Source organism: Comamonas aquatilis (genome assembly GCF_965139575.1).
GTDB lineage: Bacteria > Pseudomonadota > Gammaproteobacteria > Burkholderiales > Burkholderiaceae_C > Comamonas > Comamonas aquatilis.
The window spans coordinates 73,872-91,492 of the sequence record NZ_CBCSIW010000001.1 but is presented as its reverse complement, the minus strand read 5'-3'; the positions used below and the strand labels follow the sequence as shown (position 1 = coordinate 91,492).

General features: G+C 61.7%; 14 protein-coding genes. 4 read left to right on the top strand and 10 right to left on the bottom strand.

Features of this window, described 5'->3' with window-relative positions; genetic code table 11:
• The first annotated feature begins 42 nt into the window (after window positions 1-42).
• The gene (locus ACNAZA_RS00380; protein WP_415794402.1) at window positions 43-1,167 is read left to right on the top strand and encodes a sensor domain-containing diguanylate cyclase; all 1,125 of its coding nucleotides are present in this window, start codon (window positions 43-45) and stop codon (window positions 1,165-1,167) included.
• Here ACNAZA_RS00380 and ACNAZA_RS00375 read toward each other — a convergent pair.
• Complete coding sequence (locus ACNAZA_RS00375) at window positions 1,164-1,919, bottom strand: sensor histidine kinase (protein WP_415794898.1); 756 nt, start codon at window positions 1,917-1,919, stop codon at window positions 1,164-1,166. The genes ACNAZA_RS00380 and ACNAZA_RS00375 overlap by 4 nt on opposite strands.
• A gap of 89 nt (window positions 1,920-2,008) precedes the next feature.
• Window positions 2,009-3,439, bottom strand: a complete 1,431-nt coding sequence (glmU, locus tag ACNAZA_RS00370) for a bifunctional UDP-N-acetylglucosamine diphosphorylase/glucosamine-1-phosphate N-acetyltransferase GlmU (RefSeq protein WP_415794400.1) — start codon at window positions 3,437-3,439, stop codon at window positions 2,009-2,011.
• A gap of 106 nt (window positions 3,440-3,545) precedes the next feature.
• Between glmU and ACNAZA_RS00365 the strand changes: the two genes are divergently transcribed.
• Complete coding sequence (locus ACNAZA_RS00365) at window positions 3,546-4,520, top strand: LysR substrate-binding domain-containing protein (protein ID WP_415794896.1); 975 nt, start codon at window positions 3,546-3,548, stop codon at window positions 4,518-4,520.
• 56 nt (window positions 4,521-4,576) lie between these two features.
• Here ACNAZA_RS00365 and tyrS read toward each other — a convergent pair whose 3' ends face one another.
• Window positions 4,577-5,809 carry a tyrosine--tRNA ligase gene (tyrS, locus tag ACNAZA_RS00360; protein WP_415794399.1) on the bottom strand — a complete coding sequence of 411 codons (1,233 nt, stop codon included), beginning with the start codon at window positions 5,807-5,809 and terminating at the stop codon, window positions 4,577-4,579.
• A 196-nt stretch (window positions 5,810-6,005) separates the two neighbouring features.
• Here tyrS and ACNAZA_RS00355 point away from each other — a divergent pair, with 196 nt between their 5' ends.
• Complete coding sequence (locus ACNAZA_RS00355) at window positions 6,006-7,364, top strand: M23 family metallopeptidase (protein WP_415794895.1); 1,359 nt, start codon at window positions 6,006-6,008, stop codon at window positions 7,362-7,364.
• A gap of 137 nt (window positions 7,365-7,501) precedes the next feature.
• On the top strand, window positions 7,502-8,641 hold the full coding sequence (locus ACNAZA_RS00350) for an anhydro-N-acetylmuramic acid kinase (RefSeq protein ID WP_415794397.1): 1,140 nt from the start codon (window positions 7,502-7,504) through the stop codon (window positions 8,639-8,641).
• A gap of 74 nt (window positions 8,642-8,715) precedes the next feature.
• On the opposite strand, the gene ACNAZA_RS00345 is transcribed toward ACNAZA_RS00350, so the two are convergent.
• From ACNAZA_RS00345 to rplM, 7 genes are all read right to left on the bottom strand, one after another.
• Window positions 8,716-10,017, bottom strand: coding sequence for an NCS2 family permease (locus ACNAZA_RS00345; protein ID WP_415794396.1), 1,302 nt, complete (start codon window positions 10,015-10,017; stop codon window positions 8,716-8,718).
• 162 nt (window positions 10,018-10,179) lie between these two features.
• The gene (xdhB, locus tag ACNAZA_RS00340; RefSeq protein ID WP_415794394.1) at window positions 10,180-12,615 is read right to left on the bottom strand and encodes a xanthine dehydrogenase molybdopterin binding subunit; all 2,436 of its coding nucleotides are present in this window, start codon (window positions 12,613-12,615) and stop codon (window positions 10,180-10,182) included.
• Window position 12,616: 1 nt separating this feature from the next.
• Window positions 12,617-14,242, bottom strand: a complete 1,626-nt coding sequence (gene xdhA, locus ACNAZA_RS00335; protein WP_415794393.1) for a xanthine dehydrogenase small subunit — start codon at window positions 14,240-14,242, stop codon at window positions 12,617-12,619.
• A 362-nt stretch (window positions 14,243-14,604) separates the two neighbouring features.
• Window positions 14,605-16,026, bottom strand: coding sequence for a multidrug transporter subunit MdtD (gene mdtD / locus ACNAZA_RS00330; RefSeq protein ID WP_415794391.1), 1,422 nt, complete (start codon window positions 16,024-16,026; stop codon window positions 14,605-14,607).
• A 115-nt stretch (window positions 16,027-16,141) separates the two neighbouring features.
• Entirely contained in the window at window positions 16,142-16,507 is a 366-nt protein-coding gene (erpA, locus tag ACNAZA_RS00325) for an iron-sulfur cluster insertion protein ErpA (RefSeq protein WP_415794389.1), read from the bottom strand.
• Window positions 16,508-16,731: 224 nt separating this feature from the next.
• Window positions 16,732-17,124 (bottom strand): 30S ribosomal protein S9, encoded by a 393-nt coding sequence (gene rpsI, locus ACNAZA_RS00320; protein ID WP_120966205.1) that lies wholly within the window; start codon window positions 17,122-17,124, stop codon window positions 16,732-16,734.
• Between the two features lie 11 nt (window positions 17,125-17,135).
• Window positions 17,136-17,564, bottom strand: a complete 429-nt coding sequence (rplM, locus tag ACNAZA_RS00315; protein ID WP_120966204.1) for a 50S ribosomal protein L13 — start codon at window positions 17,562-17,564, stop codon at window positions 17,136-17,138.
• Window positions 17,565-17,621 lie beyond the last annotated feature (57 nt).

The window sequence follows — 17,621 nt, the reverse complement described above, 5'->3', positions numbered from 1 at the left end:
CAGATGCCCGTGTCCAAGCGCATTCATCGCCGGACTTACCCTTTGCGCACCTCCAATATGGCGCTGGGTGGTCTGGTTGTGTCTGTCAGTCTGGCGCAGCAACCATCACCGAGCATGGCGCTGTGGGCCTTTGTGATTGTCAGCGCCCTGGCCTGGCCACATATTGCGTTTTTTCACGCCAATCGCAAGCGCGATCACTTCCAGGCCGAATACGTCAACCGCGTGATCGATGCCCTGATCCTGGGCTGCTGGATTCCCATCATGCAATGGAGCATTCTGCCCAGCCTCAGCATCGTGGCCATTTGCGCGGCAGACCGCCATTACATAGGGCTCAAGAAACGCTGGCTCCAATCGCTGCTCGCCTTGCTGATAGGCATGATTGGCGCGCATTGGTGGGTGCAACCGACATTGAACTGGGCTGCCAGCTTCTGGGTGCAACTGAGTTTGCTGCCGCTGATCCTCATGCACAGCGTGTATGCCAGCTGGTCCTCCAAACGCATGATTCGCACGCTGGCCAAGCAAAATCTTCAGCTGCAGGTGCTGGGCAGAATTGACCCGTTGACCACGGTCTACAGCCGCGACTATTGGTGGCAAAAAGCCCGCACGGCCCTGCGCAACCACAGAGCCGCCCATGAGGCCACCAGTCTGCTGATCATCGATATCGACCACTTCAAGCAGATCAATGATTTCTACGGCCATATCGTCGGGGACTCCGTGTTGCAGGCCGTGGGCCTGAACATCCGCCAATGCCTGCGCAGCCACGATGCGGCCGGACGTTATGGCGGCGACGAGTTCACGGTGCTGTGCAAGAACGCCGGTGTCGAGGTGGCTTATGCGGTGGCGCTTCGCATCCGTGATCAGGTGGCCCGCATCCGTATCCGCGAACATCCCGAGCTACGTGTCAGTGCCAGCATAGGCGTGGCTGCCGCCGAAGCGCGCTTTACCTCGGTCAAGGACTGGATAGAGGCTGCGGACGGCGCGCTGTACAAGGCCAAACAGGCTGGCCGCGATCAGGTCATCCATTCCAGAGACATGCACACGTCGGCGTCCGCCACCCTGCCCCAGGCACATGCGGCGGTGGAGCAGCGCACGTCGACTCCGGCCATACCCTTCATCTCCAAGAAGGACGACGTCAACGATCTGTTCTCCCAAACCGAGATGCGCTAAGACAGGCCACGCACCAGGCCGCCGGGCCAGTGCAGTCTCACGACGCAGCCTTCGCCTGGTCGGGCCTCAATGACGGCCTCGCCCCCATGACGCCGGCAAATAGCTCGCACCAGCGCCAGCCCCGTCCCCACGCCTTCGAATTCGCTGTCCTTGTGCATGCGTTGAAAGATGCCAAACAGCTTGCCAGCCCGCAAAGAATCAAATCCGCTGCCGTTATCCGCAATGCTTAGCGTCCAGCCTTGATCGGCATGGAGTTCAACGGTCACGGCGATTCGGGCTGTCGCCACTTGGCGGGTGAATTTGACGGCATTGCAAAGCACGGCCTGCAAAGCCTGTTCCAGCAGCTGGGCATCCGCTCTGACAGGCGGATACTGCGCAGGCCATTGCCATTCGATGGTCCGGCCCTGCACATCGGCTCGGCTGCTCAAGTTGCTATGAAGGCGCTGCAGCATGCCGCCAATATCCACCGGCTGCCATTGCATGACATGGCGGTTGGCGCGCGATAGTTGCAGCAAGCCATCGAGCATGCCGCCCATGCGGCGGGCCGACTGGCTCATGATCTGCAGAAATTCCCGCGCATCCGCCAGCTCCTCGGCAGCCACTGGCTGTGCCTGCAGCAACTCGGCAATCATGGGACCGAAAGAAAGCACATGCCGCAGCGGTGCACGCAAATCATGCGATATCGCATGCACCCATTCATCCTGGGCACAGCGCAAGGTCTGCAGTTCCTGCTCGCGCTGCTGCAGCAGCATGAGCGCCTGCTCCAGCGTTTGCGGCAGAGCGCTGCCCTCCTGCTCCGTCTGGGCTCCCGACCGCTGTGTCGCGCGCTGCACCCCGGTCATCACAGCTTGGGTTGTTTGACGGGTCGCTTCCACGAGGCCAGGCTGACCTGCTTGCCACGTGCCACGGTCAGCGCATTTTCCGGCGTGCTCTTGGTTACCGTGGAACCTCCACCCACCGTGCCGCCAGCGCCAATCGTCACCGGTGCCACCAGCACGCAATTGCTGCCTATGTGCACATCGGCTTCAATCACGGTGCGGTGCTTGTTCACACCGTCGTAGTTGGCGGTGATGGAGCCTGCGCCGTAGTTCACACGCTCGCCCACCGTGGCGTCGCCCAGATAGGCCAGGTGATTGGCCTTGGCCCCATCGGCCAGCGTGGAGTTCTTCACTTCCACAAAGTTGCCGATATGAACCTCCTTGCCCAGCGTGGCACCCGGACGCAGACGGGCAAAGGGGCCAATCAGCGCGCCCTGCCCCACCTGCACACCGGCTTTCTCGCCATCAATATGGGTGAAGGGGTGAATGACGGCGTCCTCCGCAATCATCACATTGCTGATGTGGCAGTTGGCACCAATTCTTGCGCCGGCTCCGATGCTCACCTTGCCGGTGAAGATGCAGTTCGCATCAATTTCCACATCCTGGCCGCAATTCAGGCTGGCCTTGGTGCCGCGCGCATCATCCCTCAGGTCGAAACGTGCAGGATCCGCCAGACGCACACCTTGCTCCATCAGCACCTGGGCCTGACCCAACTGGTGAGCCCGCTCCAGCTGCGCCAGCTGCAGCGGGCTGTTGATGCCCGCCACCTGCAGCACATCGCTGATACGGTGACCCACCACCGGCACGCCATCGGCCACGGCCATGGCGACGATGTCGGTCAGGTAGTACTCGCTTTGGGCATTGTGATTGTTGAGCTTGGCCAGCCAGGCCGTCAGATGCTTGGCAGGCACGGCCATGATGCCGCTGTACACCTCGGTAATCGCCTGTTCGGCCTGGCTCGCATCCTTTTGCTCCACGATGCGCTGCACCGTACCCGCTTCGTTGCGCACAATGCGGCCGTAGCCGGTGGGGTCGGGCATGCTCACGGTGAGCAAAGCCATCTTGTCGCTGCCTGCGGCATCCAGCATTGCCTGCAGCGTGTCGGCCCGGGTCAGCGGCACATCGCCCGAAAGCACGACCACCATGCCATCGGTCTTGAGCACGGGCACGGCCTGCTGCACGGCATGGCCTGTGCCCAACTGGGGCTCCTGGCGCACGAATAACAGATCAAAACCGGCCTCTGCGCTGTTGGCGCCTGCGATAGCTGCTTCCACTTCTGCAGCGCCATGACCGGTGATCACCACGGCCGAACGCGCCTTGAGCGAGGTGGCCGTGTCCAGCACATGCTGCAGCAGGGCACGACCGGCCAGCTTTTGCAAGACCTTGGGATGGCGGCTTTTCATGCGGGTGCCTTTGCCGGCGGCCATGATGACGATGTCCAGAGGTGCAGTCATAGTTGTTGCGAGATCAAAAAACTTTTCGATTATCGGCCCAGACACAGGCCGCATCGATGCAAGAGAGTGCAAACAGAGCATCAAAACCCGTATGCTTGCCCGCACCATGCCGCACGCTACCACCCGTTCCGCACCGCTGCTTCGCACCCGAGCCATTGGCGCCGGCCATTTGCGCGCCTTTCTGGCCGTGGCCAAACATCTGAATTTTCGCGTTGCCGCCGATGAGCTGGCCCTGACGCAGTCGGCCATGAGTCGCCAGATTCAGTCGCTGGAAGATGAGGTGGGCGTACCGCTGTTCTTGCGCCATTCCCGCGCCGTGGAACTGACAGGCGCTGGCGCTCAGCTGCTGCATGCCGTGCAACCTGCGCTGGACTCCATTGATGCCACCGTGCGCCAGATTCGCCAGACCGTAGGACGCAAAAGCGTGGCCATTACCACCTGGGCCAGTTTTGCCGCCATGTGGCTGATCCCGCGCCTGGAAGCCTTTCAGCGCGCCTGGCCCGACATCGACATCCGCATCGACACCGGCGACGCCGTGGTCGATCTGGAAACCACCGATGTGGATCTGGCCATACGCTACAGCCGCGATGTCACCGATGCGGCGGCTCAGGCCCTGTTTGGCGAAGAGCTGGTGGTGGTGGCCAGCCCGGCGCTGTTGAAGAACGGCCCGCCGCTGCGCCAGCCCGCCGATGCCGCTCACTACACCTTGATAGAAACCGGCGATGTGCATCGCATGCCCCAGCTGGAGTGGCTGAGCTGGCAGCGCTGGTTTGCCGCCAAGGGCTGCGATCAGCTGCAGCCCCCGCGCTGGCTGTATTTCAACTACGCCCACCAGATTGTTCAGGCCGCCCTGGCCGGCCAAGGGCTGGCCATTGCCCGCTTGCCCCTGGTGGCCGATGCGCTGGCGGCCGGCCATCTGGTGCAGGTCTTGCCCGAGCACCGGCTGGCCTCTCCCCTGGCCTATTGGCTGCTGGTGGGGCCGCGCAGCCAGCAGCGCCCCGAGGTTCAGGCTTTTTGCCGGTGGCTGATGGCCGAGGCCGAGAAGACCAGCGCCTGCATGATGGGCCCTGAAAACACATAAAAAAAGCTACCAGCCCAGTATCTAATTGGGATGGTAGCTCTTAGTTCAGGAGCAATTTAAGCCAGCGTCACGCGAGCGAACTTGCGCTTGCCCACCTGCAGCACAAAAGTACCGGCGTCCAGCTTCAAGCCTTTGTCGCTGACCACCGTGCCGTCAATGCGCACACCGCCGCCGTCGATCAGGCGGCTGGCTTCGCCATTCGACGCGGCAAGGTTGGCTTGCTTGACCAACGCAGCAATGCCCATGGGCGCGCCGCTGAGGCTAACTTCAGGGATGTCATCAGGAATACCACCCTTGGAGCGGTTGATGAAGTCCTGCTCGGCAGCATCGGCAGCCTCGACGCTGTGGAAACGTGCCGTGATTTCCTTGGCCAGCGCCACCTTGGCGTGCTTGGGATTGCCACCGGCTTCGATCTCGGCCTTGAGCTGGGCAATATGCTCCAGGCTCTTGAAGGACAGCAGCGTGTACCAGTCCCACATCAGGGTGTCCGAAATCGACAGCACCTTGGCAAACATGGTGTTGGCGTCTTCGGTGATGCCTATGTAGTTGTTCTTGGACTTGGACATCTTTTCCACGCCGTCCAGGCCCACCAGCAAAGGCATGGTGAGCACGCACTGCGCCTCTTGCCCATATTCCACCTGCAGATGACGACCCATCAGCAAATTGAACTTCTGATCGGTGCCACCCAGCTCCAGATCGGCCTTGAGCGCTACCGAGTCATAGCCTTGCAGCAACGGGTACAGGAACTCGTGCAGGCTGATGGAGCTGCCTTCGGTGAAGCGCGTGTGGAAGTCGTTGCGCTCCATCATGCGGGCCACGGTGTACTTGGCCGACAGCTGAATCATGCCGCGCGCACCCAGCTGATCGCACCATTCGCTGTTGTAACGAACTTCGGTCCGAGCCGGGTCCAGCACCTTGGCGGCCTGGGTGTAATAGGTTTCGGCGTTGAGTTTGATCTGCTCGGCCGTCAGTGGCGGGCGCGTGCTGTTGCGACCCGAGGGATCGCCGATCAGGGTCGTGAAGTCGCCGATCAGGAAAATGACGGTGTGGCCCAGATCCTGCAGCTGGCGCATCTTGTTGAGCACCACGGTATGGCCCAGATGGATGTCAGGAGCCGTGGGGTCCAGACCCAGCTTGATGCGCAAAGGCACGCCGGTGGCTTCGGACTTGGCCAGTTTCTGGACCCATTCGTCCCTGGGCAGCAGTTCATCCACGCCGCGGAGAGTGACTTCCAGCGCCTGGTTCACTCTGTCGGTCACGGGGTAAGGTGTAACAGCAGATTGATTCATAAGGGTTTTTCGGCAGACGCGGTAGGACGCGCTCGATATACTTGGGGGTTTGGCGTTGCGGCCAATTCTAGACTGCTCCCTCATATAGACCTCTTTGGATGGACATATGGCACGGTTGAGCGTGCTGGAGCTCGTGTCAGTCGTAACAAAACGCCAACTCACCAGACACGCCTATCCCCAAGGATCTGAAGTTTTGATTAATGGCCTGAAAAATGCCGGTAGTGCATGGATTGCGCGGCTGACCGTCGCCCTGCAAATGCACCCCAAGCGCGTCACCGCAGCCGTAGCGGCTCTGTTGTTAACCGGTGGCAGCGGCGCATTCGCAGTGGCCAGCCTGGGTCCAGATCCCGCCGACCTCCCGGTGCGCACACTGACCGAGTCCGTTGCCTCCCTGGCAGACGGCCATGAACTGGCAGATCTGACCGATCTGCAGTCGTTCTCGCTCTACCGCTCGGAAACCACCCGTGCCAACGACACGGCAGAGTCCCTGCTGCAGCGCCTGGGCATTGCCGACCCGCAGGCCGCCGCCTATATGCGCGCCAGCGATGCCGTGCGCCAGAACGTGCTGGGACCTGCAGGCCGCCTGGTTTCAGCCGAAACCACCAGCGATCACCAGCTGAGCAAGCTGATCGTGCGCTGGGCACCCGATGAAGACGGTACTTTCCGCCGCCTGACGCTGGAGCGCGTGGACGGCAAGCTGAGCACCAAGATCGATTCCGGCAAGCTGACGGCCTCTCCCCGTCTGGCGGGCGGCGTGATCCGCTCCTCCTTCTTTGCCGCGACGGACGCCGCCGACATCCCGGACAGCGTCTCCATGCAAATGGCCGACATCCTCCAGGGCGAGCTGGACTTTCGCCGTGGCCTGCGCAAGGGCGACCGCTTTGCCGTGGTCTATGAATCCCTGGAAGCCGATGGCGAACCCCTGCGTGCCGGCCGTGTGCTGAGCACCGAATTCCACAACAGCGGCAAGGTGCACCAGGCCCTGTGGTTCCAGGACGAAGGCAAAAAAGGCGCTTACTACTCGCTGGACGGCAAAAGCAAGCGTCAGGCCTATCTGAACTACCCCGTGGAGTTCTCGCGCATCAGCAGCAACTTTGCCATGCGTCTGCACCCTATCCAGAAGACATGGCGCGCCCACCTGGGCACCGACTTTGCAGCACCTACCGGCACCAAGGTGCGCACCGTGGGTGATGGCGTGGTGTCCTTTGCCGGCGTGCAAAACGGCTATGGCAACGTGATCTTTATCGAGCACGCCAACCAGCACACCACCGTCTACGCCCACCTGAGCCGCGTGGACGTCAGGCAAGGCCAGCGCGTGGATCAGGGCGATATCGTGGGCGCCGTGGGCTCCACCGGCTGGGCTACCGGCCCGCATCTGCACTTCGAATTCCGCGTCAAGGGCCAGCAGCAAGACCCGCTGAGCATTGCCCAGGCCGCCGATACCGCCAAGCCCATCTCCAAAGCCAGCCGCCCCACTTTCGAGAAGCTGGCCGCGCAAATGCGCGTGGAACTCAACGCTGGCACCCAGTCGTTTGCCATGGCCAGCACACGCTGAGGCAACCGTACTCCATCACCTAAGGGCTGCACATGCAGCCCTTTTGTTTTATGTAGCAAAAATGGCTGCTGCGCTTACATGACATGCGCCATACGCTACAGCTATGATAGTGCTCACTCCGTCAGCACCCAAACACCATGAGTCACGTCATCGCCTCTGCCGCCCAGCGCACTCTTTTTATCGGCCTGATGTCCGGCACCTCGCTCGACGGCGTGGACGGCGTGCTGGTGGACTTTGCCCACGGCACCCAGGTACTGGCCCACGCCAGCAGCGGCTTTGACGAGGAGCTGCGTACCGAGCTGCTAGCCCTGAACACCCCCGACGGCCACAACGAGCTGCACCGCGCCTTGCTGGCCGCCAATGCCCTGGTACGCTGTTATGCCCGGGTCGTCCGTCAGCTGTTGCAGCAAAGCGGCCTGCCTGCCTCCAAAATCGCCGCCATCGGCGCCCACGGCCAGACGGTGCGCCACCGCCCCCAGCTGTTTGACGGTACAGGTTATACGCTGCAGCTCAATGCTCCGGCCTTGCTGGCCGAGCTGACCGGCATCACCGTGGTGGCAGATTTGCGCAGCCGCGACGTGGCTGCTGGCGGCCAGGGTGCGCCCCTGGTGCCCGCTTTTCACCAGGGCGTGTTCGGCAGAACCGAGCAAACCACGCTGGTGCTCAATATCGGCGGCATTGCCAACCTTAGCGTGCTGGGCGCGGACGGCAGCGTGCTCGGTTTTGACAGCGGCCCCGGCAATGCGCTCATGGATGGCTGGTGTCTGGAACACACCCGCAAGCCCTATGACGAAGGCGGGCGCTGGGCCGCCTACGGCCAGCTCATTCCCGAGCTGCTGGACAGCATGCTGGCCGAGCCCTTTCTGAACCTGCCTCCCCCAAAAAGCACGGGACGCGATCTATTCCACGCCCAATGGCTGACACAGCAGTTGCAGGCGCTGCACAACACTCCGGCCCCGGCCGATGTGCAGACCACGCTGACCGAATTCACGGCGGCCAGCTGCGCCGATGCCGTCAAGCGCTTTGGCCGCGACGGCAAGGAGTTGCTGGTTTGCGGTGGCGGCGCGCTCAACAGCTATCTGATGCAACGCATGGCCGCCTTGTTGCCGGGCGTACATGTCACCACCACGGCCGCACGCGGCCTGCCGCCGCTGGAGGTGGAGGCCGCCGCCTTTGCCTGGCTGGCGCACCAATGTCTGCAGGGCCTGCCCGGCAATCTGGCCAGCGTGACGGGCGCCAGCGGGCCGCGCATTCTGGGCGCCATCTATCCCGCATAGTCCCAAGAGGCACATAGAGCGACCATAAAAAAGGCGGCTTAAAAGCCGCCTTTTTTGCTGGAATCAGCGATTGATCAATGTCCGCCCAAGTAAATGAACTTGAACAGGAACACCACGGCGATCAGCCACACAATCCAGTGCACCTCCCTGACCTTGCCGGTAAACAGCTTGAGCACGGCATAGGTGATGAAACCAAACGCCAGACCGTTGGCGATGGAGTAGGTGAAAGGCATCATCAGCGCGGTGATGACGGCAGGCACGGCCTCCGTGGTTTCCTCCCACTGCACTTCCGTCAGATCCTTGAGCATCAGGCAGGCCACGAACAGCAGAGCTGGTGCCGTCGCATAGCCGGGCACCACGCTTGCCAGCGGAGCGATGAACAGGCAGGCCAGGAACAGAACTGCCACTGTGAGCGCCGTCAGTCCGGTGCGGCCGCCGGCCTGCACACCGGCTGCGCTTTCCACATAGGCCGTGGTACTGGAGGTACCCAGCAGCGAACCCACAAAAATTGCACCGGAATCGGCCAACAGCGAGCGGTTGAAACGTCCCATGCGCTCGGGCACCAGCAGGCCGGCACGGCGGGCCACGCCCATCAGCGTGCCGGTGGCGTCAAACAACTCCACCAGGAAGAACACCAGCACCACGTTCAGGATGCCGCTGGTCAGCGCAGTCTTGATATCGAGCTTGAGGAAGGTGGGCTCAATCGACGGTGGAGCCGAGAAAATGCCGTTGAACTTGTTGCCGCCAAAGAAGAAGGATGCTACGGTCACTGCCAGAATGCCGATCAGCAAGGCACCCGGCACCTTGAGTCTGTCCAGCACCACGATGAGCAAAAAGCCCAGGGCCGCCATGATGAGTTCGGGCTTGTGCAGATCGCCCAGCGTGACCAGAGTGGCCTTGTCACCCACCACGACGCCAGCGGATTTGAGAGCGATCAAGGCCAGGAACAGGCCGATACCCACGGTGATCGCCACACGAATGGAATGTGGGATGCCCTTGATGATCAGCTCACGCAGGCCGAACAAGGTGGCCAGCAGGAACAGACAGCCCGACACAAACACGGCCCCCAGTGCGGCCTCCCAGGTGTAGCCCATCTTGAGCACCACCACATAGGCGAAATAGGCGTTCAGACCCATGCCCGGCGCCAGCGCAATCGGGTAATTGGCATACAGCGCCATGATGATGGAGCCCAGGGCCGCAATCAGGCAGGTGGCCACAAAGACCGAATCCTTGGGCATGCCCGCATCACCCAGAATGGTGGGATTGACGAACATGATGTAGGCCATGGTGAGAAAGGTCGTGAGGCCCGCCACCAATTCGGTGCGCACGTTGGTGCCGTGCTCGTTGAGTTTAAATATTCGCTCTGTCCAGTTCATTACTAAGTCTCCGTGTTGTTTTTGCATGCATGGCGCAACGATGAGGAACGCGCCTTCCTGCACACCGGCCCCGAGGACGGCGCGCAACATAGCCTCCGCCTCTTTGGGCGAACAGCAATGACTTTTTTCGATAGCTGCAGGCCCTAGGGCCTACAACACCCTTCAGGAAAACCCGGCAGTGTGCGCCTGAACGGCTTCCAGTGCACGAAGGATGGCTTCTGGCGTGGCCGGCGCACGCAGCGCCGGGTTGCAACCCGGCGTGCCCGTGGCGGCAATCGCATCGCGTATGGCGAAGAAGACGGAGAACGGCAGCAGCAGCGGCGGCTCGCCCACGGCCTTGCTGCGGTGGATGGAATCCTCGTGGTTCTCGCCCTCGAACAACCTCACGTTGAACACCGGCGGGCAGTCATTGGCCGTGGGAATCTTGTAAGTGCTGGGAGCATGGGTGGTGAGCTTGCCGCTTTGCGGATGCCAGACCAGCTCCTCCGATGTCAGCCAGCCCATGCCCTGAACAAAAGCCCCTTCCACCTGGCCCACATCGACTGCGGGGTTCAGCGAGCGTCCCACGTCATGCAGCACATCGGCCCGCAGCAGCTTGTGCTCGCCTGTCAGCGTATCGATCACCACCTCGCTCACGGCCGCGCCGTAGGCAAAGTAATAGAACGGATGGCCCTTCATGGCCTTGCCGTCCCAGTGCAGACCGGGCGTGGCGTAAAAGCCGTCAGACCACAGCTGCACGCGCTGCAGATAGGCGCTGCGCACCAGCTCCGCAAACGGCAGGCTGTGACCGTTCACCTGCACGCAGTCATTGGCAAAGCGCACGCTGGCAGCATCGCCGCCATGCAGCTTTGCCGCGCATTCGGCCAGACGCTCGCGCAGCTGGCGCGCTGCATCCTGGGCCGCCTTGCCGTTCAGATCGGCACCGGTCGACGCCGCCGTGGCCGAGGTATTGGCCACCTTGCTGGTATCCGTGGCCGTGACGCGCACGCTGTCAAAAGCCACGCCCAACTCGTGGGCCACCACCTGCGCCACCTTGGTGTTCAGGCCCTGGCCCATTTCGGTGCCGCCGTGGTTCACCAGGATGGAGCCATCGGTGTAGATATGCACCAGCGCCCCGGCCTGGTTGAAATGGGCCACGTTGAAGGAGATACCGAACTTGAGCGGCGTCAGCGACAGGCCGCGCTTGAGCACGGGGCTGCTGGCGTTGAAGGCATCCACGGCCGCACGGCGGGCACGGTAGTCGCTGGACGCCTCCAGCTGCTGCACCAGCTCATGGATGACGTTGTCTGCCACGGGCTGCTCATACGGAGTGACGTTGTTGTCGTCCTTGCCGTAGAAGTTGACGCGGCGTACGTCCAGGGCATCGCGTCCCAGCTTGCAGGCAATGGCCTCCATGATGTTCTCGATGGCAATTGCGCCTTGCGGGCCACCAAAACCACGGAAAGCCGTGTTGCTCTGCGTATTGGTCTTGCCCGTGAAACCATGCATGCTCACATCGGGCAACCAGTAGGTATTGTCGAAATGGCATAGCGCCCGCGTCATCACCGGGCCGGACAGATCGGCCGAGTGGCCTGCGCGCGAGACCATGGTGATTTCCACGCCCAGAATCCGGCCCTCGTCGTCATGGCCGACCTCGTACTCATACCAGAAGCAGTGACGGCGACCCGTGATCATGAAGTCGTCATCCCGGTCCAGGCGCAGCTTGACCGGCTTTTTCAGACGCGTGGCCGCCACGGCCGCCACGCAGGCAAACAGACCGGACTGCGACTCCTTGCCGCCAAAACCGCCACCCATGCGGCGGCACTCCACCTGCACGGCGTGCGAAGCAATGCCCAGCGCATGGGCCACCAGATGCTGCATCTCGCTGGGGTGCTGGGTGGAGCAGTGCAGATGCACGGCTCCGTCTTCCTTGGGAATGGCGTAGCTGATCTGCCCTTCCAGATAGAACTGTTCCTGACCGCCCACATCCAGCGAGCCTTTGAGCTGATGCGCAGCGCCGTCGATAGCGGCACGGGCACCACCGTCGCGGGTGCTGCGGTTCAGGTGCATGGGCGGCAGCACATACTGGCCCAGCTCATGGGCTTTTTGCGGCGTCAGCACCGGCGCTTCTTCGATGATGCTGGCCACGCTCTTGGCTATGGCCGCCGCACGCCGTGCCGCATCGCGGCTGCGCGCAATCACGGCAAACAGGGGCTGGCCCACGTAGCGGATCTGACCGTCGCACAGAATGGGGTCGTCGTGAATGATGGAGCCGCAATCGTTGACGCCGGGGATATCGGCGGCAGTGATCACATCCACCACGCCGGGCATGGCGCGCACGGACTCCAGTGCCAGCGCCGTGAGTCTGCCGTTGGCCACGGGCGACAGGCCGAGTGCGCAATGCAGCGTGCCTTCCAGCTCGGGCAGGTCGTCGATATAGGCGGCTTCACCCGCCACATGCAGATGGGCCGATTCATGTTTGCGGCTGATACCCACACGGGCGCCGCCGTTCAAGGCCTGGGCCTCGGTGGGTTCGTCCAGGCGATAGGCCGTGTTCTTGCGGTAGTCGGCAAAAACTTCGGCAATCTGGGCCTTGCTCAATTCACGTGGATTGTTCATTTCAGTCTCCTTGCTCCACGGTGGCAGTCATGGCGGCATGCGGCATCACGCTCCACACGCTGGTGGCTTGCGTATCCATGGGCTGGTCGGCACGCGTTTCCAGCCATAGGCGTTGAATCAGGTTTTGAGCGACCTTCAGGCGATAGTCGGCGCTGGCGCGCATATCGCTCATGGGTTTGAAATCCTGGGCCAGAGCCAGCTGGGCGGCTTTGGCATTCTCCTGACTCCAGGGCTTGCCAAGCAGCATGGACTCTGCACCAGCAGCTCTTCTTACCGTAGCGGCCATGCCGCCGAAAGCTAGGCGCACGGTCTTGACCACATCGCCATCGAGCTCGATGGAAAAACCTGCGCACAGGGCCGAAATATCACAGTCAAAGCGCTTGCTGATCTTGTAGGCACGCACCTGACGGCTGCTGACATGCAGAGGAATGGCCAAGCCTTGCACAAACTCGCCGGGCTCCAGCTGGCTCTTCATATAGTCCAGATAAAAGTCCTGCAGCGGCATGCGGCGCACGCGCTCGCCCTTGCGTAGTTCAATCTGTGCATCCAGCGACATCAGCACCGGCGGCGAATCCCCGATGGGCGAGCCATTGGCCACATTGCCGCCCATGGTGCCGGCGTGGCGTATGGGAGTGGAGGCAAAGCGCAGCCAGACATCGGTCAGGCTTTCAAAGCGCTGGGCCAGCGCGCTCCAGGCGGCTTCCAGCGAAGCTGCGGCACCGATATAGAGTTCGCCACCTTCGGCATCCTCACGTACCTCGATGCGCTTCATCTCGCTCACATCGCCCACGTAGAGGATGTCGCCCAGATCGCGGAACTGCTTGTTCACCCACAGGCCTACATCGGTGCAACCGGCCACGATGCGCGCCTGGGGCTTGGCTTCGCACAGGCTGGCCAGCGCATCCAGCGTGCGCGGTGCGTGAAAATGGTCGGTGCGCAAGCCGCTGGCAACGGCATAGTCGAAGCTGGCATCGCCATGCTGCAGGCCTTGCAAGGCCGCCACGACCGGTGCGGCATCCAGGCGCACGGCCGGCAGATCGAACATGCGCTGGCCAGCATCCAGAATCGGGCGGTAGCCTGTGCAGCGGCACAGATTGCCCGAAAGCTCGTCGGCCAGTTGCTGGCGCGTGGGCTGGCTGCCCTGCTGCTGGTGGTGCTCATAGCTGGACCACAGCGACATGGCAAAGCCGGGAGTGCAGAAGCCGCATTGCGAGCCATGGCAGTCCACCAGCGCCTGCTGCACCGGGTGCAGGCTTTGCGCTTCTGAATGGCCGGACTTTCCCGCACAACCCTGGGCGCCGGCTGCGGAGCACTGGGCCATGGGCTTGAGGTCTTCGACCGTGAACAAGGCCTTGCCATTGAGGCTGGGCAGGAACTGGATGCAGGCATTCACCGTCTGCAGGCGCAGGCCGCCGATGGCATCCTTGGCGCCGTCTTCGGCCAGCTCGGCAATCACCACGGTGCAAGCACCGCAATCGCCTTCGTTGCAGCCTTCTTTGGTGCCGGTGCAGTGCGCGTCTTCGCGCAACCATTCCAGCACCGAACGGGTGGGATGCGGGCCTTGGATCTGAACCACCTCGCCTCTATGGAAAAAGCGGATGGGCTGTGGACTGTTGCTGGTGCTCATATTCGTGGGGCAAGGGCTTTGCCAGGTATTTGCGGGCCTGCACGCAAGCGGCGTGCCACTTGGAACGCGGGCAGTGCAGGCTATGGTGCAAGACTACGGCCTGCACTGCCACCTTCACATATTGCAGCCCCCATATTGCCTATGTGGGGCGACTTATATCCCTGGCAAAAACTGGTGAGAACCCGCACAAAATCCGGCATACCAAGGGTAAACACTGGAGTTCCGTAAAGCTGATCCGCGCCCACGTTTTGCTCGACGCCTATTTTTGATAGCAGCTAGCGCTTGATATATCAGAACTTCATGCCTGATAAGGCATGAAGTCCTTCAATCGCAAACGCTACCCGCTATGAAATTGATAAGACTCAAGCATCTCCGCCATCGGGCGCGGGCCGTACGGGTTCATCCGTCTCCAGCTGGCTGAACACCAGCGTGGCGGCCAGCGTCATCAGCGCCACTGTGGCAAAAGTGGCACGAATGGCCAGCATGCGGTCGTCCACATCACCGGGCCACATTTCGGCATAGCCCGTCAGCAGCGCGCCGGCAATGGCCACCCCCATGCTCATGGCCAGCATCTGCACCATGGACAGCAGGCTGTTGCCGCTGCTGGCGAACTCGCCCTCCATGTCCTTGAGCGTGACCGAGTTCATGGCGGAAAACTGCATGGAGTTGAAGCCGCCAAAGATGAACAGCTGCAGCAGAATCAGCCAGGTCGGCGTGCCCACCGTCACCAGACTGAACGAAGCCAGCATCACCGCCAGCATCACGGAGTTGACCTGCAGCACCCGCTTGTAACCAAAATGCTGCACGGTACGCACCGCCACCCGTTTGACCAGCATGCTGCCGGTCACGGTGGCCAGCATCATCATGCCCGCGTTCATGGGCGACATCTTCAGTCCGATCTGCAGCAGCAGCGGAATCAGAAACGGCGCAGCACCGCTGCCAAAGCGGGTGAACAGATTGCCCAGCAGACCCACGCGCAGCGAACGCACGCTGAACAGCGCCGGAGGAAACAAGGGCGTTTCGGTACGCAGGGCGTGCATCCAGTAGCTAGCCAGGCTGGCCAGGCCAAACACCATGAGCACGACCACCAGGGCCATGCCCAGCCCCATGCCGGACATGCCATCCAGCGCAATCGAGATCGCCACCATGCCAAAAGCCAGCAAGGCATAGCCTGCGCCGTCAAACTTGCGCACCTGCACCGGCGGGGCCTTGGGGAACCAGCGCCAGGTGGCCCACAGGCCGAGCATGCCCACGGGGACATTGATCCAGAAAATCCAGTGCCAGGAGGCGTACTCCACCATCCAGCCCCCTAGCGTAGGGCCCAGCAGCGGCCCGACCTGACCCGGGATGGCAATAAAGCTCATGGCCCGGATGAACTCGCCGCGCGGATAGGTGCGCAGCACGGCCAGCCGCCCCACGGGCAGCATCATGGCCCCGCCCACGCCCTGCACCACCCGGGCCGCGACCAGAAACGGCAGACTGGGCGAGAGCGCGCACAGCACCGAGCCGATGACAAACAAGGCAATTGCCCAGCCGTATATGCGGCGCGTGCCAAAGCGATCCGCCACCCAGCCCGTGGCCGGAATCAGCATGGCGGTGGTCAGCGCATAGGCCACAATGACGGACTGCATCTTCAAAGGGCTCTCGCCCAGCGCCTCGGCCATGGACGGCAGGGCGGTGTTGAGAATGGTCGCATCCAGCGACTGCATGAAAAAGCCTATGGCGACCAGCCACAGCAAGCGTTCTTTATGCGGCGCACTGCCGGGCGCAGTCATCTCTCCCATCAGCCTTCTCCAGAAAATTCCTATGCATCAGACGCAAAAAAGCCGCTGTCAGGCAGCGGCTTTCAAGTGTGCGTTCACCAGCGCAGCAGCAGCTGGTGCGCCGGCCTCCATGGGCTTAAACCGAGAAGCTGGAACCACAGCCACAGGTAGTGGTGGCATTGGGGTTCTTGATCACGAACTGGGCACCTTGCAGGTCTTCCTTGTAATCGATCTCGGCGCCCAGCAGGTACTGGTAGCTCATGGCATCGATCAGCAGGGACACACCGTTCTTGGTCATGGTGGTGTCGTCTTCGTTGGTGATTTCATCAAAAGTGAAACCATATTGAAAACCCGAGCAGCCGCCACCCTGCACAAACACGCGCAGTTTCAGATCGGGGTTACCCTCTTCGGCGATCAGATCGGCCACCTTGGCGGCAGCGCTGTCCGTAAAGACGATGGGGGTGGGCATTTCTGTGGTGGGGGATTCGGCAACGGCGCTCATGGCAACACTCCGTAGTTTTCTTGATTAGTCGAAATGGTACAGCAACAGGCTCGGGAATTCAGACCCTGCCACTTTGTCGACAGGCCCTGTAAGGGCATTTGCAGCCGCCACCAAGAGCTTTGAGACGCCCACAAAAAAGCCGCCGGAAACTTGCGTTCGAGGCGGCTTTTTTGTGGGAAGGCCCAGCTGGCAAGCCAGACAGACCTTCCTGCAGTGGAGGCGAATTAACGCTTCGAGAACTGCTTGGCGCGGCGTGCGGAGCGCAGACCGACCTTCTTACGTTCGACTTCACGAGCATCGCGAGTCACAAAGCCGGCTTGGCTCAGGACGGGCTTCAGAGCTGCGTCATAGTCGATCAGGGCACGGGTGATGCCGTGGCGGGCTGCGCCAGCCTGACCAGATTCACCGCCACCGTGGACGTTGATCTGGATGTCGAAAGTTTCCAGGTTCTCGGTCAGAGCCAGAGGCTGCTTCGCGATCATGATGGAAGTTTCGCGGCCGAAGTACTGTTGAATGTCTTTGCCATTCACAGAGATCTTGCCGGAGCCCTTCTTCAGAAATACACGTGCGACGCTGGACTTGCGACGGCCGGTACCATTGTTCCAATCACCAATCATCTCTAGTCTCCTTAGATTTCCAGAGCCTTGGGCTGCTGAGCGGTATGGGGGTGTTCAGCACCGCCGTACACCTTCAGCTTCTTGATCATGGCGTAGCCCAGAGGACCCTTGGGCAGCATGCCCTTGACGGCCTTTTCCAGAGCACGGCCAGGGAACTTCGTCTGCAGATCGCGGAAGTTGGTGGCAGTGATGCCGCCTGGGTAACCGGAGTGACGGTAGTACACCTTGTCCAGATTCTTGGTACCAGTGACCTTGATCTTGGATGCATTGATGATGACGATGTAGTCACCGGTATCAACGTGAGGTGTGTAAATGGCTTTGTGCTTGCCGCGCAGACGGAGTGCCACTTCGCTGGCGACACGTCCGAGCACCTTATCGGTGGCGTCAATCACAAACCACTCGTGTTGCACCTCAGCGGGCTTTGCGCTGAATGTAGACATGAGTTTTCTCTTTCAAGAGGGTTTGGCGAGTCCTTTTCCGCGGTCGGTGCTTCTTCT

Bases quoted from the DNA above. Each gene is read 5' to 3' on its own strand.
- rpsI (WP_120966205.1), bottom strand. From the start codon at position 17,124: ATGATTGGTGATTGGAACAATGGTACCGGCCGTCGCAAGTCCAGCGTC.
- mdtD (WP_415794391.1), bottom strand. From the start codon at position 16,026: ATGGGAGAGATGACTGCGCCCGGCAGTGCGCCGCATAAAGAACGCTTG.
- ACNAZA_RS00345 (WP_415794396.1), bottom strand. From the start codon at position 10,017: ATGAACTGGACAGAGCGAATATTTAAACTCAACGAGCACGGCACCAAC.
- ACNAZA_RS00375 (WP_415794898.1), bottom strand. From the start codon at position 1,919: ATGCTGCTGCAGCAGCGCGAGCAGGAACTGCAGACCTTGCGCTGTGCC.
- ACNAZA_RS00365 (WP_415794896.1), top strand. From the start codon at position 3,546: ATGCCGCACGCTACCACCCGTTCCGCACCGCTGCTTCGCACCCGAGCC.
- xdhA (WP_415794393.1), bottom strand. From the start codon at position 14,242: ATGAGCACCAGCAACAGTCCACAGCCCATCCGCTTTTTCCATAGAGGC.
- tyrS (WP_415794399.1), bottom strand. From the start codon at position 5,809: ATGAATCAATCTGCTGTTACACCTTACCCCGTGACCGACAGAGTGAAC.
- glmU (WP_415794400.1), bottom strand. From the start codon at position 3,439: ATGACTGCACCTCTGGACATCGTCATCATGGCCGCCGGCAAAGGCACC.
- rplM (WP_120966204.1), bottom strand. From the start codon at position 17,564: ATGTCTACATTCAGCGCAAAGCCCGCTGAGGTGCAACACGAGTGGTTT.
- ACNAZA_RS00350 (WP_415794397.1), top strand. From the start codon at position 7,502: ATGAGTCACGTCATCGCCTCTGCCGCCCAGCGCACTCTTTTTATCGGC.
- erpA (WP_415794389.1), bottom strand. From the start codon at position 16,507: ATGAGCGCCGTTGCCGAATCCCCCACCACAGAAATGCCCACCCCCATC.
- xdhB (WP_415794394.1), bottom strand. From the start codon at position 12,615: ATGAACAATCCACGTGAATTGAGCAAGGCCCAGATTGCCGAAGTTTTT.